We start from the raw sequence: 25,477 nt of genomic DNA on the forward strand, positions 1-25,477 counted from the left end.
GGCTTTGATTTGCTAAATCTAGAATGTTAAATCGCAATAAAAAAGGACATCGAAATGATGTCCTTTTTAGTCGTTCTATCCTTTAAGAAATAAAGGGTAGCTCAAGTGAGTGACTACCAAATCTTTACGCGTTTAGCTGGTTCGATATACATTTTATCGCCTTCTTTCACGTCATAAGTTGTGTAGAACTCAGGCATGTTAGATAGGGCACCTAAAGCACGGAAATGGCCTGGTGAATGTGGATCAGTTGCAACACGGTTACGCAAAGCTTCTTCTTTCATTTTCACTCGCCAGATTTGAGTGAAGCCCATAAAGAAACGTTGATCGCCCGTTAAGCCGTCAATCACAGGTGCTTCTTTACCGTCTAATGACATTTTGTAAGCTTTATACGCAATAGTCACACCCGATAAATCACCGATGTTTTCGCCTAGTGTCAGTTCACCATTAACATGTAAGTCATCAAATACTTGGTAACCATCATATTGGGCAATTAACGCATTCCCTTTTTTGGTAAAGGCGGCTAAATCAGCTTCAGTCCACCAATCACGCATATTTCCTTCGCCATCGAATTTAGCGCCTTGGTCATCAAAACCATGACCCATTTCGTGGCCAATTACTGCGCCGATGCCACCGTAGTTAACCGCATCATCTGCTTGCATGTTGAAAAACGGAGGTTGCAAAATTGCTGCAGGGAACACAATCTCGTTCATCGTTGGATTGTAGTAAGCGTTGACGGTTTGCGGCGTCATGTGCCACTCGCCTTTATCAATTGGGCCGCCAAGTTTAGCAATATCTTTATTGTGGTTTTCAACGCTTGCACGCTGCGCATTACCGACTAAGTCATCGCCTTTAATGGTTAGCTTGCTGTAATCTTTCCATTTATCAGGGTAACCAATCTTTGGATTAAATTTGGCTAATTTGTCTTTAGCGGCCACTTTAGTGTCAGCACTCATCCAATCTAACGAGTCGATGCTAGTGCCGTATGCGCCACGTAAGTTTTCAACTAATACACTCATGCGATCTTTGGCTGCAGAAGTGAAATGACGCTTAACGTACACCTTACCTACAACTTCACCTAAAGTGCCACTGACTGTGTTTACACCACGTTTCCAGCGAGACTCTTGCTCTTCTTGACCGTTTAAGGTTTTAGAGAAGAAAGCAAAGTTTTCTGCATCAATGGCTTCAGACAAGTTACTTGCTGCATGGGTTAATACGCTCCACGTCATGTAAGTTTTAAGGGTGTCTAAATCTGTTGCACCAATCACTTCACTCAAGCCGCTCACGTAACTAGGCTGGTTGATGATGATATCTTTTTGCTCTGCAACACCCATAGTTGTCAGGTATTGGTTCCAATCAATGTTCGGAGCAAGCTCTGCAAGCTCGGCTATTGTCATTTTATTGTAAGTTTTAGTGCTATCGCGGCTTTCAACCACATCCCAATGCTTTTCAGCAATGGCAGTTTCAAGGGCTAAAATAGACTCAGCAGCTGCCTTACCATCAGCAAGACCCGCTAAGTTAAACATTTTCTCAATGTGCTCAACGAAAGCTTTACGAATATTAACGAAACGTTCTTCTTCGTTAAAGTAATAGTCTTTTTCTGGCAGGCTTAGGCCATATTGCCAGATATGGGTGGCGTAACGGGTTGAGTCTTTTGCATCTACATTAACGTAAAAAGCCAGTGGGGTGCCGTAACCGTTAACTTGGCTATAGGCAAAAAAGTTAGTGAGGTCAGCTTTTGATGAAATAGCAGTGATTTTATCAAATTCAGCTTGGATAGGTGTGACACCTAATTTATTTAACGTTTCAACATCCATGAACGCGCGATAAAGATCGGCTACTTTTTGTTCGTCAGTGCCAGCTGTCAGAGTAGGCATTGCTGCCACTTCTTCAATGATTGCTTTCACGTCTTCACGAGCATTTTCACGTAGGTCGTAAAAGGCGCCAATATTAGTACGATCGCCTGGGATTTCAGCTGTTTTTAGCCAAGTGCCGTTTACATATTCATAAAAGTCATCTTGTGGACGTACTGATTTATCGATGTTTTGAAAATCGATACCTGATGTTAATGCAGTTTGAACTGCTTCAGCCGTTGCCGTTTTGGTGGTGTTTTGCACTTCATTATTACTACAAGCACTGAGACCTGCGATCAATGAGGCACAAAGTCCCCCAATAACAAACTTATTCATGTTGTTTCCTTTGCATTCTTGAAATCAAGTATTAATAAGCTCTTCAATGAGCTTTAGATGCTGATTTTTCATTTATTCTTTTAAACAGCAAAAGTGTAAATAGAAAATCAGTCTTTATTGTTGTGAACCCCATGTTAAGTGTTGAAAAGGGCATTTAACAAGGGGATAGGGCATTTTTGTTGATAAAATGTGAGCTTTTCAGGAACTGATATGTAACTAAAAATTACCGTTTTACTGCAGAAGCGGAATATTTGTTTTTCATTTGATGGTTCACGGCTCATAATAGCGGCTAATTAGACACTCAATTGGTTGTAGTAATGCGTTTAGATAAGTTTATCTGTGAAAGTACTGAGCTCACTCGTTCATTGGCAAAAAGAGTATTAAAGTCAGGTGAAGTTACCTGTGATGGCGTGGTGGTAAAAGATGCCAGTTATAAAGTCGCTGAAGATACTGAAGTGTGCATCGAGGGACGTCAGATAACCATTATCGGTGAACGTTACATCATGATGAATAAGCCGGTCGATACGATTTGCTCAACCATTGATGAAGAATATCAGTCGGTACTGAGTTTGATGGATATTGAAAAGGTCGATACGTTACATATAGCAGGCCGTCTTGATGTGGATACCACCGGGTTAGTGCTCATTACCAGTGACGGTTTGTGGTCGCACAAAATCACTTCACCTAAGAAAGACTGCGGTAAACGGTATTGGGTTGAGGTGGCTGAGCCACTTGATGAAGCTTTGATTGAGACCTTTAAAGAAGGGGTTCAGTTACGTAGCGAAGATGGGTTAACCAAACCCGCTCAGCTTGAAATTCTAGATGACACCCATGCTCGTTTAACCATCAGTGAAGGCAAATACCATCAAGTAAAACGTATGTTTGCCGCTGTGGGCAATAAAGTGGTCAATCTTCATCGTGAAGCGGTCGGCAGTATTGAAATGGAAGATGAATTGCTTGAAGGTGAATGGCGATTTTTAACTGATGAAGAAGTAAAGTCAGTTAAATAGTTTACGACCCCCACGATAGATAATCGGCCATAAAAAAGGGCCTTCTTTACAGAAGGCCCAAACACTAGTTTTGGAACGCTATATTAGTGTAGTTTACGACGTCGCGCAGCGCCCAATAAACCGACCAAAATAAGACTAAAGACCCCCATGCTACTGCCTGAATCAGATTTCACAGGTGTTTCTTCTGGCGCCTCTTCTGCTGGTGGTGCTGCATCGATATCATCAGAATTAACCGTTAGCATAAAGCTTGTGCTGGCTTGGTCATGTTGATTAGCCGAATCCATCATTGTCATTGTCATTGTCACTTTCACTTTCACGGTCACAGTCACTTTCACGGTCACGGTCACAGTCACTTTAGCTTCCGTTTACCATACCAATCAGTATCTGGAGTGATAGTAAAGCTCATACCGTCTACTTAATCGACACGTTTTCACTGTGCATGTATTCCACTGTTAATTCTTCCATGACTTCATTTGCAGCCATTTTCTTACTCGGCATGCCGAAAGCGGTAATGTTGGTTAGGTTAAAGTAGCCAATACTACTTCAAGCAGCAAAACCGATATTGAATATATAAAAGGAAGATAAATCCTTAAGAATACAATGTGAGCTGATTCTTAATTCATGATGTAACTGTTGAAGTAAAGGTGAGGCGTTAAGCAAGGTCGAGTTAATTGTAAAAGAGTTAAAGAATCAACCTGACTCATCTAGTGTAGTGCTTGAGCAGCGCTTAAATAGTATTTGTATAAGACTAAGTCAAACCAAAATAGTCAATTACATCATAGGCTCTTAGCCATGATGTTCAATTATGCTAAGTCAATCAGCTTCTAGAATAATATGTTTATGGCTATTTATAAGCATAAAAAAGGCCTTCATCTGAAGGCCTTTTGATTGATTATATTAATGAATTATTAGTGATACTTTTTACGACGACTTGCGCCAAGTAATCCTAAGAAAACTAACCCCAATAAACTTAAACTTCCTCCATCGTCATTATCTGGAGTTGCTTCAGGTTCAATTGGATTCTCTGCTGCTGGTGGAGTTGGTTCCACACCATCAGAGTTAACCGTTAACATGAATGTTGTCGTGCTCATATCATTCGGGAACAAGTTATCAGACACTGTCACAGTGACCATGGTTTCACCCCAGAAATCAGCTGCTGGCGTAATATCAAAACTTGAACCTGATGTATGACCATTGACTACAGCAGTCACATTTTCGCCAGTGACTGTAATGGTGTTAGCAGACATGCCACCATCATTATCAGTATAGTGAACAGTAATGCCTTCAAGAGTCATGTTTTCTTCAACCATCTGGTCATCGATTGCTAACATGTTGATATTAGATGCAACGGTTATTGTTTGTGTTGCACTAGCATCAGCAATCCCATCAACTGTTCCTGTTACTGTCATTTCTTGATCCATACCTAAGGCAGCATCAATAACTTCAGCTTGGAATTCAATCGTGATACGACTAGATTGTGGGCCATCGATGTTATAACAAACCACTAAACCGTCTTTTAACTTATCGTTTAAATCGTTATAAGCAAATGATTCACCTTGGTGACCATTTAATGGCCACATGCCAGCACGCGGGCCATTGTAACCACGTACACCAATTGAACCGCTACCGTCTTGGCTGCCTACATCAACATTGTTATAAGCCATGATGTATTCATACTCACCGTCTACATGTCCTGTTCGCTCACGCATGAAGACTTGGAAATCATAACTATCATCACGTGGAGTGATAGTTTGTTGCCAGTTTTCATCGTAACCGAAGTCATGAGTTGACGCTTTATCCCACTCTACTAATGTGTAACCTTCAAAGTAAGCAACGGTAACCCCTTTCTGTAATGCAGGATCCCAACTTGGTTCATACATAGAAAGAGTGGTTTTTTGGTTCCAGTTTTCATCTTGCGAAGCATTCCATAACGGCGCTACGATGAAATCCGCAGGTGTAGTATATTCAGTCGCAGGTAGTTCCAAATGAACTTTCTGCGGCATGATGTCCCATGGGTTGTACTGAACATAATCAAGTTGTAACCAACCACGAGAACTTAGTACCACTTGGTCTGTCACGAAGTATTCTTCATTATCGAAAGGTGCCATAGCATTATCGATAGTAGGAATTATGATTTCATGAGTCCAAGTACCCCAGCCCCATTCATTGACTTCATAGAATGAGCCCCAAGAAGGTGCCATACCAAATCGTGCAAGGTCAACATACTCGCCGTCTATTGAGGTACCATCGAGGTACTCAATGTTCCAAGGTGTACGACACATTGCATCAGTTTCATTGGTTGTAACGATATAGTCAGTCTGTTTATCTGCAGTGTTTAACTGCTCAACTTGGACTGTAAAGCCATTATCGGTAGCAACGACTCCTGCAATACTTTCACTTAGTGAGCCATCAATAATACGTAAGCCGTCAGATAAGCTTGCTGCTATGTCAACTAAACGGTTCTCGCCGCTTTGGTTTGCCTGAACAGTTAAACGCATATCGATAATATCACCAACTCGAGCAGCATCTTGTGTGCTATCAATTGACACTGTGTTTTTACCACGAGTCATTTGCATAGGCACTAAAGTCAATGAACCTTCTTCATTAGCACCTGCATGAATAGCTGCTGCTGAGTAGTAGGTTTTGCCTTCTTCCATCATCATATCCCACTCAATGTTCAACGAAGAATTAAGTTCTTCAGAGTCAGAGAATGATAATTGAATGTCAGAAGTAACATCTTTTGCGACAACAGCATAAGACATCTCATAGGTATCAACACTTTCCCATGGGTACATAAGATAGTTTTGCACCATGATGACGTACTCGCCAGCTTCAGGATTTTCTAGTGAACAGTATTCCCCAATGCTAGTTTGTGGCAGTTGCGAACCACAAATCGCTTCAGAATAGTGGTACATGCCATCGCCATTGAAATCACGGAAAATCATGATGTCAGCATCGGCAAATATATCGTATTCCGTATTCATTGAAGACTTAATACGGTCAGTGATTTCAGCTCTAAATACTGCAGAGTTTTCTGGGACAGTGACTGGGAAAGTGGTAACACTTGCCAAATCGGTATTCCAAAAACCCTGATCATCAACAAATTGTTCACCGAACTGAAGACGTGCCGAATCAAATTCAATTGTTGTTGCTTCAACAGGCGTATAAACAACTCCTGATAACGTGTTTGCTGGCACACCAAATGGTACGTTTTCAATCATGTGGCTAGCAGCGTCATCATGGGCTTTAACATTGATAGTGTTAGGCAATGTTGTACCAATGAATGTAGCTGAATACGGCCAGTGAGATGCAGGAATAGTTTCATCAGTAGCGATGAAATGAATTTCACCTTGAGCATTGGCAATGGTGCCATCATGCCAAGCCATATCAGACTCTTGGAACGAGCCGTTAATGGTTAAGGTAATTGATTCACCTTTCTTTAAGCTAAATTGCGACGGTGTTACGCTGACGTTAGCGCTAGGGTCTAATGAGTAATCCCAGTAAGGTTGGCCTTCACTTGCACGAGCCACGCTCACATCCCAAGTGCCATCTTGTGTTGCTGTAACCGTTCTTAACCACGAGCAATCACGACCGCAATCGTTATTAATTAACTGTGGTAAGTTCAAGTCTCGGACTAAACCGCCATTTTGTGGGTTAGCACGGCGGAAGTTATCAGCTGTTTCATCCATGATCAAACCAGCATTAATTGCACGCTCGACATTGGCTAAGCCATGTCCTGCACGATAGACGCCAGCGACTTTTGTTTCGCCAGTATTAGGGTGCAGTGTTTTGATGGCCATGCTATCTGCAGTCATTTGCAGGGCAGACTGTACTTGGCTTGCTGTCCATGTTGGGTTAGCTTGGCGGATCAACGCCATCATACCTGCAACATGTGGAGATGCCATTGAGGTACCACTGATAGCGTTATAATTACGGGTGTCAGCTTGCGAATTGAATGGGTTTTCATCATTCCATGCGGCAAAGATATCTACACCTGGAGCTGCGATACCTGGACTAAATAATTCTTCAACTGTGCTAGAAGGACCACGAGAAGAGAACGTTGCTAACCAATCAGCATCGTCTGGGTTTATATCGCGTGTTGCACGAGATGCAGTAATGGTACCTGTTAATGTTTCGCCTTCAGCTGACATTAACCAAGGCTGTAAGCCTTTCACATTCCAGCTACCGAAATATTGAGTAGCGGTTAAATGAATACCTGGGATCACATAAGCATCGTCAAATACATCATCACCTTCATCCCAAGTGTTATAAAGTACAAAACCACCTGCGCCACCAGCTTGAACATTTATTGCTTTTTCAACACGGGCAATATCGCCGCGCTCACAAACAACAATATCAGTTTCTTGGAATGTATCTGCAGCAAAAGGCGTATTACAACGAGCATCACCATGATCGCCAGCAATAACAAAGTTGCCACTAAATTCACCAGAAACGCCAGCGCCATCAAGTTGCTCAGGGGTTAAAGTCGTGTCGCCACCAGCAAAAGCATTTAGGGCTTTATCATGAATATTGATTGAACGTGAATGCGTTGTCGCTGCAACGTTTAATACCCAAGGCGAAGTGTGGTCGACAGTGTATAGACTATCAGTACCATAAGCCGCACCAGAGTTACCTGCTGACAATGCAACGGCAATGCCTGCTTCACGGGCTGATAAAAATGCCATTTCAAATGCGTCATTCCATGGGAAGCTTTCGCCGCCACCAATAGACATGTTAATCGCATCGACACCATCAAGGATTGCTTGTTCAATACCAAATAATATCGCATCACCAGGACAACCATCATCAGTACATACTTGATAAGAAATGATGTTGGCATGTGGAGCGACACCAGAAATCATTGGCATTTGCACACCAATTGAGTTACCTGGCCCGCCACCTAAAGATGTAGTTACAACATCGACATCATACAAGATGTTACCAGCAACGGTGCTGGCTACATGGCTTCCGTGTCCGTTGTAATCTTCACCAAATTGCAGTGACTCAGGGTACTGGCCGGTAATCGATTCATGGGTGTAAACACCGATTAATTTATCATTACATTTATCGGCAAAATCAGCTTCAGCACAACCGCCAAAATAATTACCTGCACCTAATGGGTTAGTATGAACGTAGCCATCGCCGCCAACAGCAGCAAAAGAAGGGTGGTCAGTATTCACACCAGTATCGATAATACCAACGACCATACCTTCACCTTGGTACTTTTGACCGTCAGGTGTTTGGCTGCCGTCCCAAATTCCGCTAGCGCCTACATGTTCAGGGCCTACATCTGTGTGCAGTTGTAGTTTGGTAGAACGTTGAATATAAGCAACTTCCGACTGCTCAGCCATGCGCATAGCATCTTGCTGTGTCATTTTGACTGTAAATGCGTTAATTGCGGCTGTGAATTGTTGATTCGGGGTCACGCCAGTGGCGGAAATAACTTGCTGCTGTTTAGATAAAAGGTGTGATTTATACGTAGCAATAGATTGCTGATCCATTGAAGCGGAATTTGTACTATTTTGCTGAGTGCTTTGACGCAAAGCTTGTTTGGTCGAAGGAAGACCAGGAATAGTCCCGTTATAAGTTGCAATGGGCTTGTCGTGTAATCGAACAATGTAAGTGTGTTCGCCAGTAATACCTTCTTCAATATTAATCTTATCAAGTGCAGATTTAGGTTGATAATGGATATTACTTAAACTACCACGGCGTAATGGGGTTGTTCCCATTTCAGTTTTATACTGAGTTGCTTGTTGTTTTTGTTTATGAAGCTCCATCATATTAATACTTGTTGGTATTTGCGGTGGAGTATCCAATGTAGAGTGCTGTCCATTATCAGCGACTACATTGCCGACACCACCTGCATATATCGCAGCCAATGTCATCAATGTCAATTTTTTAATTCTCATGATGAGTTCCTATTAATTATTATTTTAATGACCACGAATAAAAAAGTGGTTAATCAGATATTGCAAAATTGTTACCGGATAATCCAATGCGAAATTAAGCATTAAATAATGCATAAAAACTATTAATGGGAATTGGTTGTTTAATCTTAATTGATGCAATTTTTGTATCGGATTAATGCGCAGTTGTAATTAATTAATTGAATATTAAGTGATACGTTTTGATACATTTACGCATTTATATAAACCCTTTATTTACAGTGGTTTACTATTTTAGTTTGAGGTTTTGTATCAATTTTAATTATTGTTGAACTAAGAAATTAATTCTGTTTTAATATTGATGTTTTATCACTTTTAATAAAATTTGAAATGTTTTTTTATAATGAGTAAGTTGACGTAATTGCTATTAATACTTCGGATTTTCTGCTTTTTTTTATAATTGGGTATGTTAATGGAATTACGTCATTTAAAACATTTTCTTGTTGTTGCGGATTTAAAACATTTCCATAGAGCAGCACTCGAATTAAATTTGGCACAACCATCTTTGTCTAGAAGTATTCAAAAAATGGAAGATTTATTAGGTGCTAAATTATTAGAACGGACTTCACGCTCGGTGACATTAACCCCATTTGGCGAAGTAGTTGTTGAGCATGGTAGCCGTATCGTTCGAGATGTTGAGTATCTAAAAAGAGAAATCAAAGCGATTCAAGGATTAGAAACCGGGGAGTTAATGGTAGGGGCGAGCGCAATACCATTAAATAGCATTGTAGGCCCGAGTATTGGCCAATTTATCAATACATTTCCCAACGTCAATGTTGAATTAAAAGTGGGTAATTGGCTGAGCTTGTATCAAAAACTGTGTAAAGCTGAAGTGTCATTATTTATCGCTGAAACCAAAGCGACGGAACTGGATTTAAGAGATGACATTGAGGTGATTCCATTACCCAGTTTTCAAGCGGTATTTTGCTGCCGTGCAGGGCACCCTTTAACTGATAAACCTCAAGTTACACTTGATGATATTAAGCAGTATCCGATTGCGATTCCATCAGCCTTACCCAAACCGTTATTTGTTCAATTTGGCGATCTATTTTCTAAGTATCGCGATGACTTTTCAGGATTAGTGAAATTTGAACAATTTCAGGCGATTAAGGAGTCGTTGACTGAATGTGACTTAGTGGCATTAGCGCCAGATATCTCCATCGTGCGAGAGGTAGAATCCCAGTCTTTAGTGGAGCTACCTGTGATGGATATTCCTGACATAAAAGCATCTTTTAGTATTGTTTATCTTAAAAATCGACGCTTAACGCCTGCGGCCAAAGCTTTTATCGACTTTATTAACCCTGAACCTTTAGCGATTTCAGTAAACTAATTAACGACTTCTTTCTGCTTTATTTTGCTCAGTAATAATCTGATTAATGCTGTTATATAGCCACTGAAAAAGCGGCTTGTTTCTGTGTCGATAATGATGGCAGAAATAGCTATTTAATTCGACGGGTTTACCATCGATATGTATCACCTTACTGGTGACTTTTTCTGTGCTTATACCATGATATTGTGTGCCGACAGCATGCATTAACTGGGTTTGTGCAACCACACTGAGCACAGAACTTGGATGAGGGTTACGATAAGCAATAGTTGGGCTTAAACCACGGCGTTTAAGATACTTTTCCACATAGGTTATATTCTCGTTCCAACCTGGCACATGTAACACCGCTAATGGGTACTGAGTAAAAGCCTGTTCATCGATAGTTTTATCTATCAACGGGTGCTGTTTGTTTAAATAAACCCTCGCAAACAAACTCGGCAGTGTTTTTATGCTCATTTCTTTGGAGAAGTCTGGTTCCATCATCGTAATGGCAAAGTCTTGTTTACCTAATAATAAATCCTGCTCCGTTGCGCTATTCCATACCGATACGACTAATTCTACTTGCGGAGCAGTCTGATGCAGAGCGAGAAATAACTTATCGCTGATCAAACCTATCAAAGCTGGGTGAATCGTGACGCAGAGTTTACCGGTTAGTTTTTTGAACTCAAATTCGTCGACATGATTAATGATATCAGCCAACTCTTGCCACGTATTTGGCAGCCTTTGGGCTAAAAAGTGGGCTTTATCTGTTGCCGATAATCCGTGTCTAGTCTTAACAAAAATAGGATCGTTAAAGGCATCACGAAGTTTTTGTAGTGTTCGACTGACTGCTGGTTGACTCATGTGCAGTCTTTCAGCTGCTTTATGGGTGTTGAGCTCTTCGTACAAGATGAAAAAAACTTTGATTAAATTCAGATCGAGTGACTCAAATGGGGTTTTATTCATTGTGTTTGAAGGCAAGTAAGACAATGGGTATAGACAGTGTATTGTGGATTAGACGAAATGTCGAAATAGTGCTAATGAAAATACCAATTAACGCTTGAATAACTATACAAAAAAAGCCCCTAACAATCATCATTATTAAGGGCTTACTGAGTGTTGAATTATTTCATTAAACTTAGGTTAAGTTATTTCTCTAAACTGACTTTTCCGCTAATGGTGCTGGCATTAAAGCTACCATCACCTTGCTGAGTTTTAAATTGAATAGACTGTCTTGAGGTGTACTTGGTTTTCATCGGTTTATCATTCGTTAAACGATTTTCAATTCTTCCACCTGGGCCACCATCAATCTCGAATGCTAAATTTGGCATATTGGTAAACTTAACTTCAATGTCACCGCTGACAGTATCGAATAATACTTTAGTGATGGCGTCACTCAGTTTAACTTCAATATCGCCACTAACAGTAACCACTTTAACTTTTTCCGCAGCAGTAAAACTGCCTTCAACGTCACCAGAAACTTGGTCAATGCTTAAGTCTGTGACTAAGTTATTTTCAGATTCTAACTCACCACTGACCAGGCGATATTTTGCTTTACCTTGCACATCTTTGTCTTTGATATCTCCTGACACCGTTTCTAATTCAATTTTACCGTTAAGCTTTTCAGCTTTGATGTCGCCTGAAACAGTGTTTAAGCTGATTTTACCTTCAATATCTTCAACTTCCATACTGCCACTGACTAAAGATAATTGAACTTTACCAACTAGTTTCTCAACTTCGTAGTCAGCAGAAACCCCTTCGGCTTCCAGTGCTAAATTTGATGGAATACGAATAACTAAGTTTGAACCTTGATCATTGTTACCACGGTAGCTGCTTGGTAGCTTATCCTCTATGATAATATCGCCGCCTTTTTTTTCAAAAACAAAGCCCTCTGATAGTTCATCAAGCTGACCTTTTACGCTAATAATATCCTTATCCCAACCAATAATTTCAACCTTGCCACGTTGTACTTTTAATTCAATGTTAGGGTTGGCAGAAACGGTCATTTCACGCTCTATCTGTTCGACTGCTTGCGCCATCAGTGGAGTCATTAACAGACTGCAGCCGAATATCGTTCGACTGACTAGCTGGTTAAGGGTGATATTCATATTTGATTTCCTTGAGTTGATGGAGCTGTATTCATTGGTGTGCGTTGCTGTTGTTGTAACAATTCTATTTCGCGTTTCATAATCCAAAGCCATAAATCCCAAACTTGTTTATTGTTAGGGTCATTCTTTAAGGCTTGCTGAATCTCTTTTGAGGCAAGTTCTAGTTCTGAAAACCCTTTATTGAACGGGTTAGTTTGATTATCAAGCTGCATACCTACGGTGTATTTGTTGTCTTCAAATGAGGTAATTTGTTGCTGATGCGTCTGGGCAATTTGATCGACCAGTGCAATTAAATCTTCGGTGGACTGGTTTGATAATGCGTTATTGACCGTTAGGGTTTCAGTGGAGCTGATGTTTGGCGTCGACAGTTTCCAGCCTAATACCATCACAAATGCAAGGCTTGCGGCCATTGCAATCATTTTCCAATGTGAATCCCCTTTGACCATGCTGTTTTGTGTCATATTGCTGTTGGTTTTAGCACTAATTTGGTCATCAATGTCTTGCCAAAGATCGGCCTTAGGACTGATTTCTTTGGGTAAACTGGCTAGCAAATCGTCAAGGTTCTCTTGTTGTGGTTGGTTTTTTTTCATGACAGCATTTCCTGTAACATCTGTTTTGCTCTGTGGTACTGGGTTTTGCTCGTTCCCACTGCAATATTCAATATTTCTGCAATTTCCTGATGCTGATAACCTTCAATAGCGCTTAATACAAATACCACTCTGGTTCTTTCTGGTAACTTCATTATTAACTTGTCTAAACGGTGATATTCATAATGCCGACTTGCTTCTTGTTCGTTTTCGTCGGTGATACTGCTATCAGGTAAAAAGCGGTGCCAAAAACGCTGTTTGGCTTTCATGCTGTTAATGGCTTGATGAACCGATAACTTATGCAACCAAGTGGTGAACTGACTTTGACCATTAAACTGTTCTAATTTTTGCCACAATCTAACAAAACAGTCCTGACAGATTTCATCGGCATGATCATGACTACCACTAAGGCGAAAACAAATGGCATACACTCGTCCCTGGTGACGCAAATATAACTGCTTAAATGCAGCTTTATTACCTGACTTGGCTAGATTCACTAATGTCTCGTCAGGCGTAAGCCCATCGATTTGATCGTGATTAGCCTGATTTTGATCTGTTTCAGCGTTTTTACTTGGCTGCTGAAACTGGCAATCAATGTCAGTAATGTTGTTGGAGTTCAGGGTCACCGTTTTATCCGATTGGGTGCGAGTTACTAGATTAGACATTAGCAAGTTAGTAAAAGGTTTACTCGTATATAAAAAATAATATCTAGAAAACCAACTTTTGGTCGATAAAGATACAGTCAGTATCCTGAAAGCTAATACATTATTAGCTTATACAGGCTATAAAAATTAGTTTGCTTAAAAGTTGTCTAATAGGTAATTAAGCATCTATATTTTTAATGTACCTTAAGGTTATTAGGGATTTATATGCTAATTCGTACCAAATTAATATTGAGTGTTGTGGTGTCACTAGTCGCATTTGTCGCGATGTTTTTATTGCAACTCTATACCAGTGATGTGAAATCGACTTTGGCAGGCGCTGCCAACAATATTACTGAAATTGAGCGAGAAGTTTTACAACTTCGAGTGACGGAAAAAGACTTTTTTGCCAGGTTAGACAGTAAATATATTGATGAACATGACAAGATTTATGTCGACATTAATAATACGATAGCTGCGCTTAATGAGGCATTAACCGATCGTGGTTTATCCACTCAAAGCTTATCGAGTTTTAACCAAAGTCTGGACACCTATAAAGTCATGTTTGCTGAGTTAGTGACTTTACAAACAGAAATAGGCTTAACACCGAAGACGGGTTTATATGGGGATTTACGCAAGTCAGTTCATAATGTTGAAACCATTTTAAAAGAGCAAGGACAAGCGGAGTTATCAGTCACCATGTTACAGCTGCGCCGTAACGAGAAAGACTTTATGTTACGCCGGACCCAAAGCTACCTAGATAAATTCGAAAAGAATTTAGATTTATTTCAATCCCAACTTCAGTCTTCATCTCTCAATTCATCAACCAAGAATCAACTATCAGGATTGGCTGATGCTTATCAAAAAAGTTTTATCTTATTAACTGATAAAGAAAAGCTATTTGGTTTAACCGCTTATGATGGTGACATGCTGAAACTAAGAGAAGCCATTAAAAGGACGGATACCGATCTTATTCATCTGCATGAGCAAACTAATGCTCAAATTGCAGGAGCTGAAACTAATGCGCTGATTTTGGGGGTAAGTATTTTTGTGCTTATCTCCGTGATCTTATCGATTTCTGCTTATCTTATTTTACGCAGTATTGTGGTGCCGATTAATGATATCAATCGGGTGATCTCAGAAGTTGAAAAGAATAAAGATTTAACGCTTCGTTGTGATGAAAGCAAAAACGATGAACTTGCAAGAATTGCAAAACACTTTAATGCCATGGTGCTAAGTTTTCAGCAATTGATTGAGCAAGTGAACGAATCAGTAGATGCGATGAATATCTCCTGCGAAGAGCTGACTCAAAATGCAGTTACGGCATCTGAAGGCGTTTCAAAACAATTAAGTGAAACGGACATGGTTGCAACAGCCATTACTGAAATGGGGGCGACCATTGATGAGATTGCCAGTAATACTGAGCAAGCAGCACTTAAAGCCAATGAAACCAATGACAATGCTCAGCAAGGTTTAGTCAGTGTTGAACAGACAATTGAGAAAATACAAAGCTTAGCAAGTCAGCTGAGTGATTCATCAAACGTCGTCGCAGACTTAGAACGTGACAGCGAAACAATAGGCAGCGTGTTAGATGTTATTAGAGGTATTGCAGAACAAACTAATTTACTGGCATTAAATGCTGCTATTGAGGCTGCTAGAGCCGGTGAGCAGGGCAGAGGATTCGCGGTAGTGGCAGATGAGGTCAGAAACCTTGCCATGCGCACCCAAGAGTCCACCGAAGAAATTTCGAAAATTATTTCAACTTTGCAAAGCCGTACTCATTCGATTGTGCAGTTAATGGATGCCAGTCAGCAGCAGGGTTCAGAAAGCGTCGAGCAAGCTGGTGGAGCAGGGGACTTACTCAACTCAATCACCCAAGATGTGCAAACTATATCAGACATGAGTACCCAAATTGCGACCGCCATTGAAGAGCAAAGTATGGTGGCTGCAGAAGTCGGTAAAAATGTAGTGGTGATCCGTGATATTGCAGATGAAACTGCCAATGCAACTGAAGAGAATGCGGCAGCAACACAAGATGTTAGACAGCGAGCAGAGTCATTACATGAAGCGGTGAGCTTATTTAAAGTGAGTTAAATCTAAAAGCCATTTATTAGGCTCTAATATGCAATGGGCTTATGTAATTGGCTTTAAAATCAGTATTAACTATTTACAGGAATAGTCCACATTATTGAGTTCCAATCAGTGAAGTGTTTTTGTGTAAGGTTTATATTAAATTCAAGTGGATATTAAATAAAAAGAATAATTGGGATAGCGATGTTTGTTTTAAGAAAGAGTCATACACAACTACAACAAGAAAATGATGCGTTAAAAGATAAAATTAATCAGTTATCTAATGAAAATGCTCAATTAGCTGATAACAATGCGCATCTAAATGAACAATTCAATGCTATTCAAGAAAATTCAGATACAAAATTTAGAGGAATGCTCCTAGATTGTGCGATTCAATCCTTAGGACATATTGAAGGAGTTAGAGGCACTGTCCTTCAAGCTCATATTGATATTAATAATGAGAAAGAAGCGAGTGAACAAATTAACGACTCGCTAGATGCTTCAAATCAATCACTTGAAAGCATGGTTGAGGGCATAGAGACAATCACTCAAAAAATGACTGGCTTAACGACTAATATATCTGGTTTATCTTCAATGGCAGATAACATCAATTCGTTTGTTGCGACTATTTCAAAAATTTCTGACCAAACTAATTTGTTAGCTTTGAATGCTGCAATTGAGGCAGCTCGTGCTGGAGATGCTGGTCGAGGTTTTAGTGTCGTTGCTGATGAGGTGAGGGCCTTAGCAAGCAATACCAATGGTTCTGCTAAAGAAGTTGCTGAGTTAGTGCAACAAATTATTCAATCGACCAATGAAACTGTTTTTTCAGTTGAAGATATTCAAGGAAGTAATGCAGAGTTAGCGGGTGGGATGTCATCTCTTAATGAGGATTATGATTCTATTATTTCATTCTGCACCTCTATGAAAGATGCAATTGGTCATGCTTCATTACGTACCTTCATTCAAACAGTAAAGTTGGATCATATTGTATGGAAGGGCGATGTTTATGCTGTCGCTTCTGGAGCGAGTCAAAAAGAGATAGGAACATTTTCAGATCATACTATGTGTCGATTAGGTAAATGGTACCAAACAACAGGCAAGGAAAGTTATGCCAATTTATCTGCCTTTAAAAGGCTAGATGAGCCACATAAACTTGTGCACCGTAATGGGGTTGAAGCGCTTTCTTTAATTAATGCTGGCGAGAAAGAAAATGCATTGAAATACCTAGAAGCGATGGAGTTAGCCAGTGAGAAAGTGATGGCTTGTTTAGATGAGATTGCACAAAGCAGCTAAGGTAATTAGCAGACATTAATTTAATTGTAATAAATTCAAGCCAACAAAAAGCCCAATCACTGATTGGGCTTTTTAGTGTTTAATGAACCATTTGTGCAAACTGTTTGGTTTCAGACTGCTTATGCTGGCAAAATAGTGTTAACACCATCTGGTGAGCCAACCAATAATACGTCTGCACCGCGATTAGCGAATAAGCCGTTAGTGACAACACCAACAATGGCGTTAAGCTGAGTTTCGAGTGCTTTAGGGTCAAGGATTTTATAGTTGTACATATCTAAAATAACGTTACCGTTATCCGTTACAACACCTTCACGATAAACAGGATCGCCGCCAAGTTTAACTAATTCACGTGCCACATATGAACGAGCCATCGGAATAACTTCGATTGGTAGTGGGAATTCACCTAACACATCAACTTGCTTAGTGTTATCTACAATACAGACGAATTTCTTTGCTACTGCAGCAACAATTTTTTCGCGTGTTAATGCAGCGCCGCCGCCTTTGATCATATCCATGTGAGCATTGATTTCATCAGCACCATCGACATAAACAGATAAATCAGCAACGCTATTCATATCAAATACTTCAATACCCAATTGCTTCAATTTTTCTGTTGAAGCTTCAGAGCTAGAAACTGCCCCTTGAATGTCGTGCTTCATTGTCGCTAACGCATCAATAAAGTGATTTACCGTTGAACCAGTTCCTACACCAACAATACTGTTTTCTTCGACGTATTTTAGTGCAGCCCAGCCGGCAGCTTTTTTCATTTCATCTTGGGTCATATCAACATCCTAAGGTGGCTATTTAGCTATGGTAAGTATTAATTTGGGCAAGAGTATAGCAAATGCTTGCCTGTTCAAGATATGACAAGGATTTAATTAATTGCATCAATGGTCTCAGAAGTTGACACAGAATAAAATTCTGCCTGTTTAAAGGCATTAAGCACTCGAAAATTTATGTCGCTAGCAAATTTACGCTCTAATCGAATATCCATCACATAGGCTTTTACCGTTAAGGTAATCAGATGCTCACCATATTGATAATCAGTGGCAATATTGACCGTAATGGGCTTATCTAAAAAAGTGTAAGGCGAACATTGAGTGGCTTCTTTTGCCAGTTGAATCGCGTGCAGATGATCAACGCTAATGGGTAGCTTAAATGTCACCACTACCATTTCATCTAATGCGCCACTGTTAGCATTCGACACCGCCGTTTTTAATGCCTCAGCGTTGGGCACCATGACAGTATTGTCATCAAAAGTGCGTAGCCAGGTGACACTCCAATCAAGTTGAATCACCTCACCATAGTGACCTGAAAGCGTGACCATATCACCCACTCGATAAGGCGGGGTGATCATAATAATCAGTCCAGCAATCATATTTTTAGCAGGCTCTTGTGTCGCTAAACCTAATACAATCCCGATGGAGCCAATAACGGCTAATATCAAATTCTCGTGAGGGTCGATGATTTCAGTGATGGTGTAAATCATCACGGTAGCCCAAACAAATAAGCGCGCAAAAGGGTATAAACGACTCCAGAGTAAACGGTATTTTGGCAGTTTGATGGTGAGCTGTTTCAACACAAATTGCACGATAACCATAAGCAGCCAAGCAAATAAACAAACGGTGGCAAAAGCTAATAATTTATCAAAAGAAATAATGTCGAGTATGGCTTGTAGTGCTTTACGTGAATCATCCATGCTTATTGCTCCTACAAGTAAAGTTTATTGTGATTAACTAAATGACTGGCGATAAGCCGGGTTAATGTTGGGGGAATGACGTAGTAATGCTGAGCAAAGTCCAGCTTTGAGTAATGAGGTTTAAGTAAGCCCTGGCGTGAAAGGTATTCTAATTTTAATGAGCTTTGTTCTATGCTGGTGGCAAAAATTTCAGCATGCTGAAATATGCGTAAGCCGCCATGAACATAGATCTCAGCCAAGCTAAATAAATCTTCATCAGTACATTGTTTAAGTGTTGCTAAGTCCGGTGTGCATATTGGTTTTATACTTAAAGGGTGGTTAGGGTCTTCGGTTAACGCATTAAATAGTAAAACACAGGCGAGCTTGCTGTGACCGCCACTGACTTGGTGCAATTGCTTTGTTAGCTGTTCAAATGCGGCTTTCTCTGTTTCTTCATTGCCATCACTTGTTAAAGTCAGGCTAATATTAGCGGTTTTAGCTTGGATGACATCTCGAAACTCTAATAAAGAAAAGTATTCTAATCTAACGATAATTTTGACGAAGTTTGTGATGGAGTATTGTGACGATAAGCGATGCCATACATAGGTTTCACAGCCTAGGATCCAGCAATGCTGTTGGCGTGTTTCCATGATAACTGTCGCGAAGGTCACTAAAGCTTGATAGTTGCCCATCATTCTCAACATCAGTTTATGTAAGTCATCAATGATAATGATGTGTGAGTCTTGTTGATTAATAAGTGCAATTGCTTCAGTGATGGATTTGGGCTCATCGGTAATATTGAAGCAATAACACAAGTTAGCGATGGCTTCTTTGGTCGTGAGCGCTGCGTGGTAAAAGCTGACGTAAGTGACTGGCACTTGTTGATGATATTGATGATGAAATTGATTCAGAAAAGAGCTAACGCCAGAGCCAAACGGGCCTATCACCGCGGTTAACTCGCCTTTATTATTTTGCCAACGAGATATCGCATCACTGACCTTTTTCTGCTGAACATCTCGGCCAATAAACTGACTATTTTCAGCTTGGAGAGGCGTTTCAATTTGCTGCTGATTTGACTGCTGAATTAGCTGAACATCTTGACTATCAAGGGCGGCTGACTCGGCAAGCTTATTTGCTAAAGGCTGTAAGTCAGTTCTTATTGGATGATAAAGCAGACACTTTTCTACTTCAGAAAGTATGGTTGTGTCACGGGGATAAAGTTGGCTTATTTCTTTAAGCGAAAGTTTGCCTTCAATGCTGTCGCCATCATGACTGCTAGTCGATTGTCCTGATATTAGGTTTTTTATTGATTGCCATGCTTTTGAAACGCGTGGGAGTTGAACATCCATTTAATCGCTACCTTCATTGTCGACACATGCAAGCTCTTGGCTTAATTCCATTGATTTTACTTAGCTAAAGTTAACTTTAGCATACTTAATTGAACGAACACTTATTCAGTAGCTTGAATAATAAATTGGGATTTCGGCTCAACTTAAAGGTTAAAAAATCGGAAATTGACAGTACATGAAGGTGAAACTGTAAAAATGTCTAATCTAAAAGTGTCATTTTAAAGCAGGAATAACATCAAAGGTGATGGTTTTTTTCTCTTTTGGGTGTGATCTATCTCGGTTGTAACCGGTATTTTGAATGCACTGTTTAGCTGTAAGCTAATTAATTGACAACCTACCTTATTTGTAATAATAAACAGTGATTTAGGTCGCATTTTTATCATCAAAATACACGATAGACCCAATCGAATTTTGTCGTTTTAACTCATAAAAAGTGGCGTATATGATGGCTTCAAATAAACCACACACCCTATAAGGTTATTAGTTATGACGAAGCTAACCTCAGTTGCAATTTTGATTGCATCAATTTTTTCAATCTCTACCTCACAGGCCAGTGAGCCAATCGAAGTGATCAAGCCTGCTGTGATCACCGAACCTGAAAAAGTTGAACTAGGCAAAATGCTATTTTTTGAACCACGTTTGTCAATGTCTGGGTTTATCTCTTGTAACTCTTGTCATAATCTATCTTTAGGTGGTGTTGATGCCCTGCCAACCTCGATTGGCCATGAGTGGCAAGAAGGTCCAATTAACTCACCAACAGTATTAAACGCTGAGTACATGCTAGCGCAATTTTGGGACGGTCGAGCGGCTGATTTAAAAGAGCAAGCTGCAGGCCCTATCGATAATCCAAAAGAAATGGGTTACACCCATGAATTGGCAGTCGGAACTATTGCTTCAATGCCTGGGTATGTAGAACGCTTTAAAGCTATTTACGGTTCAGATGAAGTGAATATCGACAGAATTACCGATGCAATTGCCGTATTTGAAAAAACCTTAGTAACCCCAAATAGCCCGTTTGATCAGTATTTAGAAGGCGATAAAAAAGCGATTACTGCTGATGCGAAAGCGGGTTATCAATTGTTTAAAGATAAAGGTTGTGTAGCCTGTCATAGCGGCCCTGCTGTTGGTGGCACCATGTACATGAAAATGGGCCTAGTTAAGCCGTTTCATACTGACAACCCTGCGGTAGGGCGTAAAGGCGTAACGGGTAAAGATGCGGATAAATTCGTCTTTAAAGTACCAACCTTACGTAATATCGAACTAACTTATCCCTACTTCCACGATGGTAGCGTTTGGACATTAGAAGAAGCCGTTAACACTATGGCAGACATTCAGCTAGGTCAGACTATGACCGAAGTTGAAACCAAGCAAATGGTAGACTTCTTGAAGAGCTTAACTGGTGACCAACCACAAATTATGTTACCAATTTTGCCACCTTCGAATGAGAACACACCACGTCCAGTGCCATTTAAGAAGTAACTAGCAGCCCTCAATTGAGCTGAAAAAAGCCTACTCATTTTTTTGAGTAGGCTTTTTTATGTTTAATAATCAATAAATAGGACCTAAAAGTACCTACTACTCCAAATTGTGCCTGCTTTTTATTCATCACCAATAAGCCTATGATAACGGCATAGATTGAGTGGAGAAAAAGAATATGAATACCGCTAACAATACCAGTAAGACTGATTCACTAAATATGGATTTTAGCCAACGAATTGTTATTAATACTCATATGCTGGAGTGGGATAAAAGTCCTGCCAAAGGTGTATGGCGTAAACGTTTAGCCAGAGAAGAAGCGGAACGTGGCCATGCGACCAGTATTGTTAAGTATGATGCCGGTGCAAGCTTTGCGTCACATCCGCATCCTTTAGGTGAAGAGATTTTAGTTTTATCAGGAGTCTTTTCTGATGAAACTGGAGATTATCCAGCGGGCACCTATATCCGTAACCCTGAAGGTTTCAGCCACGCACCATTTAGTGAGCAAGGCTGCGAGTTACTGGTTAAGTTACATCAGTTTCAAGCCACTGACATTGAACAAGTCAGGGTAGATACTCATCATACTGATTGGCTACCTGGCCAAGGTGATTTACAAGTGATGCCGCTGCATCAGCATTTAACCGAGTCGACAGCATTAGTGTTTTGGCCAGCAGGCTGTCAATTTCAGCCTCACCGTCATTTTGGCGGCGAAGAGATATACGTTATCAGTGGCGAATTTATTGATGAGTTAGGGCGTTACCCTGCAGGCACTTGGATCCGCAGTCCGCACTTAAGCCAACATAATCCCTTTGTAGAACAAGATACGGTGATTCTGGTTAAGGTTGGCCATTTGATGATAGATGAATAGCGGCCTTGATATGGTTTTTATTAAATCAATCTTGTCGTTTGCGTGCTAATAAGAAATTGTTTCAATTGATCTTATTTTACAGGAGATTTATGGTGTTATCGCTACAATGGACAGATCACTGCAGCTATAGAATTAGGCAAGAATATAACCCAATTGATCTCAACATAAACTAGGACAGCACTTAATGACTCAATCAACACTAGCAAACTTCATCAAGGCTATCGATAGTCCACAGAACATTCTATTTGAAGATACTATGGCGATTATTGAGGCGCATTATGTGTTTACGCCATGTGCGTTTACTAATGGTCTACAGAGCAATGCTGAAGGAGAAAATGCCGGCTCTTGTAAGGTGTTTGCTTTTGGGATGTTGCATCAGCTAAATGAGCAACAAACCTTGAGTTTATTTGGTCAGCATTATCGAGATGTCGTGGCCACTCCACAAGGGAATGACCATCAAAATATCCGTCAATTTATGCTTAATGGCTGGGACGGTATTAAATTTACAAGCAGCGCATTAGCGTTAAAAAGCGCATAGTTGCAGCTAGTTCAACCTTTAATAACCTTCAACTCCCGCCATATCTGGTAATTGATGAGCAATGCCTTTATGGCAATCAATACAGGTTTGTGCGCCGCTTTCTAAGTAGGTTGAGTGCATATCAGCTGCGCGAGTTGATTGGCGAGTGAAATCCATATAGTCGAATTCATGGCAATTTCGGCACTCTAAAGAGTTGTTGGCTTTAAGGCGTCGCCATTCGTGCTCGGCTAATTGGCGGCGTTTAGCTTCAAACTTTTCAGGCGTATTTATCGAACCCACTAAATGCGCCCAAATCTCTTTTGAAGCTTGCATTTTTCGCGCTATTTTATCGGTCCATTTATGGGGTACATGACAATCGTGACAGGTGGCTCGTACACCGCTACGGTTGGTAAAATGAATCGTTGGTTTCATTTCTTCATAGACATTTTGATGGCAACTGCTACAAAACTCCTCAGTACTCGACATTTCTAATGCAGTATTAAATGCACCCCAAAAAATGATCCCAGCAATAAAGCCGCCTATTACCAGAAAGCCTAAGCTGTAATGGACACTTGGCTTTTTCATCACTTGCCAAACAGTATTCAGTAACGCGATTAATTTTTTCATATTTCACTCATAAATGAATAGAAAAGGAGTTGTAATTGACTCTTTAAACGACTCTTTACACGATTAGGTAATGGATGACAGCTAGCAGCAGTAATATAAAAAATAAACCCTACTCAATCAGTATAAGCGGTGTCAGATTATCTGCGCTGTTTGTTGGATAAACATAAAGTACGGTTGCTAAAAGAAGCTAACTTAAAGGCGTTGGCGAACATACTGTCATCAGTGTAATAGTGTTTTTAGTGATAAATGGATCATTTTTAATGACATTAGAAAGAGGAGGGAACAAGCAAGGGAAACCTCCCTTGCTATGTATTTTTAAATTGGTTAAATCGCTAATGCAGAAAGTTTAATCTGGTACAAGTTACCTTTGCCATTTTCAATACGGGTAAAGAACAAATACTCGCCGTTAGGTGAGACAATTGGAGTGAACTCATGGTCTGCTGTATTCACTTTACTGCCTAGACTTTTTGCCACTGTCCATTCGCCATCGATTAACTTAGACAGATATAAATCGCCTTTTCCGAGGCTATCATCGCGATCCTTGATACTAAAAACGATCGTCTTGCCGTCTCGAGAAACCGCCGAATCACCAATGTTACCTTTCATACCATAAATATGGCTTGGCAATGGTCTTGGAGTGTCAAAGCCATCTCCTTTAGGCTGAGCAACATACATATGGCGACCGTTGTCCCTAAATGAAGGAAAGTATAACTCGCCTTTGTCAGTGAGTGACGGGTATAAGTCTGCTGCGGCAGAGTTAACATCAGTTAAGTATTCAGGTGTTTGCCATTGGCCTTCAGCCCAAGTCGTTCGCCACAAATTGACCTCAGGTGCTTCATCCTCACCCTCTGAAATGGGTCTTTTAGAGACAAAATATAGCTGAGAGTAATCGGCACTGTAATAAGGATCTGCATCGAGGTAATCACCAGAAATAGATAAGGCTGACGGTGCTTGCCACTGACCATTGCTAAAGTCTGATTGCATCATAGTGCAGTGACTAAAATCGTCAGCACAACGGGCAAAAATGACCTTATTTCCTGCTTTGTTAAACACAGTATTAATTTCAAAATGATCGGCTGTAGAAATAATCCCAGGAGCGAATTCAACAGTTTTGTTGGCCGCTCCAGGGTTATGGTAAGCAGGAGTCGATGCAAAAGTGTGGAGTGACATCATGCATAAGCTGATTGTTATTATGGTTTTTTTCATGAAATGCCTATTGGTGATTTCTTTTGCTTTAGTAAAGCAGGTTTGATGAATTTGAACGGAGGATACAAGGGTTTGTTTTATAAATCCACACTTATGTGAACTTGAATTCGCTTTTCGTGGAGACGAAAACCTCGGTGTTTTATGTAGCTGACCCTTTAAGTTGGAAATTAGATCTAGATAGAAAATTGTACAGTGGATACTTAATAACTGGGGAGGATAATTCTAGAGGTTGGCATGTTAACAGTGGCTTGGTCTACATCATTAAAATAACGTTTATGAGAAAAGTTCGCATAAACGTTATCTAACAATTTGCTTATTTTGGATCTCTTAGATGAGTTTTTCGATGAGCAAACTGCTGGTTTAGTTGACTAACATCGGCTTTGGTAGGATCTAGCACTTGAGTTTTCCCGTCTTCAGTGACTTGATACTTGTCGACAGTTTTGTTGACAAAATCGACGACAAATACTGGGCCAGACACTTGATTGTTAATTGAAGATAGTCGTTGCTCTGGGCTGCAATCATTACATTCGATGATCATAGCAGACGCATTAGCAGCCATTAAAACTGACGCTGCTAGGATTGATACTTTGTAAGATAACGATTTCATAAA

General features: G+C 40.3%; 20 protein-coding genes. 7 read left to right on the forward strand and 13 right to left on the reverse strand.

Translation table 11 applies throughout. The features are described 5' to 3' along the window. Positions 1-113: 113 nt before the first annotated feature. Positions 114-2,186 (reverse strand): M13 family metallopeptidase, encoded by a 2,073-nt coding sequence (locus L2737_RS03810; protein ID WP_248954842.1) that lies wholly within the window; start codon positions 2,184-2,186, stop codon positions 114-116. Positions 2,187-2,503: 317 nt separating this feature from the next. Between L2737_RS03810 and rsuA the strand changes: the two genes are divergently transcribed. Next, entirely contained in the window at positions 2,504-3,196 is a 693-nt protein-coding gene (gene rsuA, locus L2737_RS03815) for a 16S rRNA pseudouridine(516) synthase RsuA (RefSeq protein ID WP_229369423.1), read from the forward strand. Between the two features lie 83 nt (positions 3,197-3,279). Here the strand turns inward: rsuA and L2737_RS03820 are convergent, their stop codons facing one another. After that, positions 3,280-3,549 carry a hypothetical protein gene (locus tag L2737_RS03820; RefSeq protein ID WP_248954843.1) on the reverse strand — a complete coding sequence of 90 codons (270 nt, stop codon included), beginning with the start codon at positions 3,547-3,549 and terminating at the stop codon, positions 3,280-3,282. A gap of 555 nt (positions 3,550-4,104) precedes the next feature. Beyond that, positions 4,105-9,105 (reverse strand): S8 family serine peptidase, encoded by a 5,001-nt coding sequence (locus tag L2737_RS03825; RefSeq protein ID WP_248954844.1) that lies wholly within the window; start codon positions 9,103-9,105, stop codon positions 4,105-4,107. A gap of 448 nt (positions 9,106-9,553) precedes the next feature. Between L2737_RS03825 and L2737_RS03830 the strand changes: the two genes are divergently transcribed. Then, positions 9,554-10,471, forward strand: a complete 918-nt coding sequence (locus L2737_RS03830) for a LysR family transcriptional regulator (protein WP_248954845.1) — start codon at positions 9,554-9,556, stop codon at positions 10,469-10,471. Here L2737_RS03830 and L2737_RS03835 read toward each other — a convergent pair whose 3' ends face one another. The 4 genes from L2737_RS03835 to L2737_RS03850 form a co-directional block, all read right to left on the reverse strand. After that, a complete protein-coding gene (locus tag L2737_RS03835) occupies positions 10,472-11,413 on the reverse strand; it encodes a LysR family transcriptional regulator (RefSeq protein WP_248954846.1) in 942 nt (313 codons plus the stop codon). A gap of 182 nt (positions 11,414-11,595) precedes the next feature. Continuing rightward, the gene (locus tag L2737_RS03840; protein WP_248954847.1) at positions 11,596-12,555 is read right to left on the reverse strand and encodes a DUF4097 family beta strand repeat-containing protein; all 960 of its coding nucleotides are present in this window, start codon (positions 12,553-12,555) and stop codon (positions 11,596-11,598) included. Continuing rightward, positions 12,552-13,145 carry a hypothetical protein gene (locus tag L2737_RS03845; protein WP_248954848.1) on the reverse strand — a complete coding sequence of 198 codons (594 nt, stop codon included), beginning with the start codon at positions 13,143-13,145 and terminating at the stop codon, positions 12,552-12,554. Before L2737_RS03845 ends, L2737_RS03840 begins: the two co-directional genes overlap by 4 nt. After that, a complete protein-coding gene (locus tag L2737_RS03850) occupies positions 13,142-13,669 on the reverse strand; it encodes an RNA polymerase sigma factor (protein ID WP_346349190.1) in 528 nt (175 codons plus the stop codon). Before L2737_RS03850 ends, L2737_RS03845 begins: the two co-directional genes overlap by 4 nt. Before the next feature lie 342 nt (positions 13,670-14,011). On the opposite strand from L2737_RS03850, the gene L2737_RS03855 reads away from it, so the two are divergent. Together L2737_RS03855 and L2737_RS03860 are read left to right on the forward strand one after the other, a co-directional pair. Next, positions 14,012-15,877 (forward strand): methyl-accepting chemotaxis protein, encoded by a 1,866-nt coding sequence (locus L2737_RS03855; protein WP_248954850.1) that lies wholly within the window; start codon positions 14,012-14,014, stop codon positions 15,875-15,877. A 180-nt stretch (positions 15,878-16,057) separates the two neighbouring features. Further along, positions 16,058-17,146: a methyl-accepting chemotaxis protein gene (locus L2737_RS03860; protein WP_248954851.1), complete on the forward strand. Its 1,089-nt coding sequence runs from the start codon at positions 16,058-16,060 to the stop codon at positions 17,144-17,146. 119 nt (positions 17,147-17,265) lie between these two features. Here L2737_RS03860 and rpiA read toward each other — a convergent pair whose 3' ends face one another. The 3 genes from rpiA to L2737_RS03875 all read right to left on the reverse strand — a co-directional run bounded on the left by rpiA (position 17,266) and on the right by L2737_RS03875 (position 20,173). Continuing rightward, positions 17,266-17,928 carry a ribose-5-phosphate isomerase RpiA gene (gene rpiA, locus L2737_RS03865; protein ID WP_102528908.1) on the reverse strand — a complete coding sequence of 221 codons (663 nt, stop codon included), beginning with the start codon at positions 17,926-17,928 and terminating at the stop codon, positions 17,266-17,268. 92 nt (positions 17,929-18,020) lie between these two features. Beyond that, the gene (locus L2737_RS03870; RefSeq protein WP_229369409.1) at positions 18,021-18,845 is read right to left on the reverse strand and encodes a mechanosensitive ion channel family protein; all 825 of its coding nucleotides are present in this window, start codon (positions 18,843-18,845) and stop codon (positions 18,021-18,023) included. An 11-nt stretch (positions 18,846-18,856) separates the two neighbouring features. Further along, a complete protein-coding gene (locus tag L2737_RS03875) occupies positions 18,857-20,173 on the reverse strand; it encodes an ATP-binding protein (protein ID WP_248954852.1) in 1,317 nt (438 codons plus the stop codon). A 486-nt stretch (positions 20,174-20,659) separates the two neighbouring features. Between L2737_RS03875 and L2737_RS03880 the strand changes: the two genes are divergently transcribed. The 3 genes from L2737_RS03880 to L2737_RS03890 all read left to right on the forward strand — a co-directional run bounded on the left by L2737_RS03880 (position 20,660) and on the right by L2737_RS03890 (position 23,055). Further along, entirely contained in the window at positions 20,660-21,652 is a 993-nt protein-coding gene (locus L2737_RS03880) for a cytochrome-c peroxidase (protein WP_248954853.1), read from the forward strand. Between the two features lie 175 nt (positions 21,653-21,827). Then, positions 21,828-22,517: a cupin domain-containing protein gene (locus L2737_RS03885; protein ID WP_248954854.1), complete on the forward strand. Its 690-nt coding sequence runs from the start codon at positions 21,828-21,830 to the stop codon at positions 22,515-22,517. A 184-nt stretch (positions 22,518-22,701) separates the two neighbouring features. Beyond that, positions 22,702-23,055 carry a HopJ type III effector protein gene (locus tag L2737_RS03890; protein ID WP_248954855.1) on the forward strand — a complete coding sequence of 118 codons (354 nt, stop codon included), beginning with the start codon at positions 22,702-22,704 and terminating at the stop codon, positions 23,053-23,055. Between the two features lie 18 nt (positions 23,056-23,073). Here the strand turns inward: L2737_RS03890 and L2737_RS03895 are convergent, their stop codons facing one another. The 3 genes from L2737_RS03895 to L2737_RS03905 form a co-directional block, all read right to left on the reverse strand. Next, entirely contained in the window at positions 23,074-23,661 is a 588-nt protein-coding gene (locus tag L2737_RS03895; protein ID WP_267869129.1) for a NapC/NirT family cytochrome c, read from the reverse strand. A 324-nt stretch (positions 23,662-23,985) separates the two neighbouring features. Then, on the reverse strand, positions 23,986-24,867 hold the full coding sequence (locus L2737_RS03900) for a TolB family protein (RefSeq protein ID WP_248954856.1): 882 nt from the start codon (positions 24,865-24,867) through the stop codon (positions 23,986-23,988). A 313-nt stretch (positions 24,868-25,180) separates the two neighbouring features. Next, positions 25,181-25,474: a hypothetical protein gene (locus tag L2737_RS03905; RefSeq protein WP_248954857.1), complete on the reverse strand. Its 294-nt coding sequence runs from the start codon at positions 25,472-25,474 to the stop codon at positions 25,181-25,183. Positions 25,475-25,477: the final 3 nt, after the last annotated feature.

The sequence above is a fragment of the Shewanella electrodiphila genome (assembly GCF_023283985.1).
Taxonomy (GTDB): domain Bacteria; phylum Pseudomonadota; class Gammaproteobacteria; order Enterobacterales; family Shewanellaceae; genus Shewanella; species Shewanella electrodiphila.

Coding starts and splice junctions, on each gene's coding strand:
- L2737_RS03855 (WP_248954850.1), top strand. CDS start 14,012: ATGCTAATTCGTACCAAATTAATATTGAGTGTTGTGGTGTCACTAGTC.
- L2737_RS03890 (WP_248954855.1), top strand. CDS start 22,702: ATGACTCAATCAACACTAGCAAACTTCATCAAGGCTATCGATAGTCCA.
- L2737_RS03880 (WP_248954853.1), top strand. CDS start 20,660: ATGACGAAGCTAACCTCAGTTGCAATTTTGATTGCATCAATTTTTTCA.
- L2737_RS03825 (WP_248954844.1), bottom strand. CDS start 9,105: ATGAGAATTAAAAAATTGACATTGATGACATTGGCTGCGATATATGCA.
- L2737_RS03835 (WP_248954846.1), bottom strand. CDS start 11,413: ATGAATAAAACCCCATTTGAGTCACTCGATCTGAATTTAATCAAAGTT.
- rpiA (WP_102528908.1), bottom strand. CDS start 17,928: ATGACCCAAGATGAAATGAAAAAAGCTGCCGGCTGGGCTGCACTAAAA.
- L2737_RS03860 (WP_248954851.1), top strand. CDS start 16,058: ATGTTTGTTTTAAGAAAGAGTCATACACAACTACAACAAGAAAATGAT.
- L2737_RS03845 (WP_248954848.1), bottom strand. CDS start 13,145: ATGAAAAAAAACCAACCACAACAAGAGAACCTTGACGATTTGCTAGCC.
- L2737_RS03875 (WP_248954852.1), bottom strand. CDS start 20,173: ATGGATGTTCAACTCCCACGCGTTTCAAAAGCATGGCAATCAATAAAA.
- L2737_RS03895 (WP_267869129.1), bottom strand. CDS start 23,661: ATGAAAAAATTAATCGCGTTACTGAATACTGTTTGGCAAGTGATGAAA.
- L2737_RS03885 (WP_248954854.1), top strand. CDS start 21,828: ATGAATACCGCTAACAATACCAGTAAGACTGATTCACTAAATATGGAT.
- L2737_RS03840 (WP_248954847.1), bottom strand. CDS start 12,555: ATGAATATCACCCTTAACCAGCTAGTCAGTCGAACGATATTCGGCTGC.
- L2737_RS03870 (WP_229369409.1), bottom strand. CDS start 18,845: ATGGATGATTCACGTAAAGCACTACAAGCCATACTCGACATTATTTCT.
- L2737_RS03810 (WP_248954842.1), bottom strand. CDS start 2,186: ATGAATAAGTTTGTTATTGGGGGACTTTGTGCCTCATTGATCGCAGGT.
- L2737_RS03830 (WP_248954845.1), top strand. CDS start 9,554: ATGGAATTACGTCATTTAAAACATTTTCTTGTTGTTGCGGATTTAAAA.
- rsuA (WP_229369423.1), top strand. CDS start 2,504: ATGCGTTTAGATAAGTTTATCTGTGAAAGTACTGAGCTCACTCGTTCA.
- L2737_RS03905 (WP_248954857.1), bottom strand. CDS start 25,474: ATGAAATCGTTATCTTACAAAGTATCAATCCTAGCAGCGTCAGTTTTA.
- L2737_RS03900 (WP_248954856.1), bottom strand. CDS start 24,867: ATGAAAAAAACCATAATAACAATCAGCTTATGCATGATGTCACTCCAC.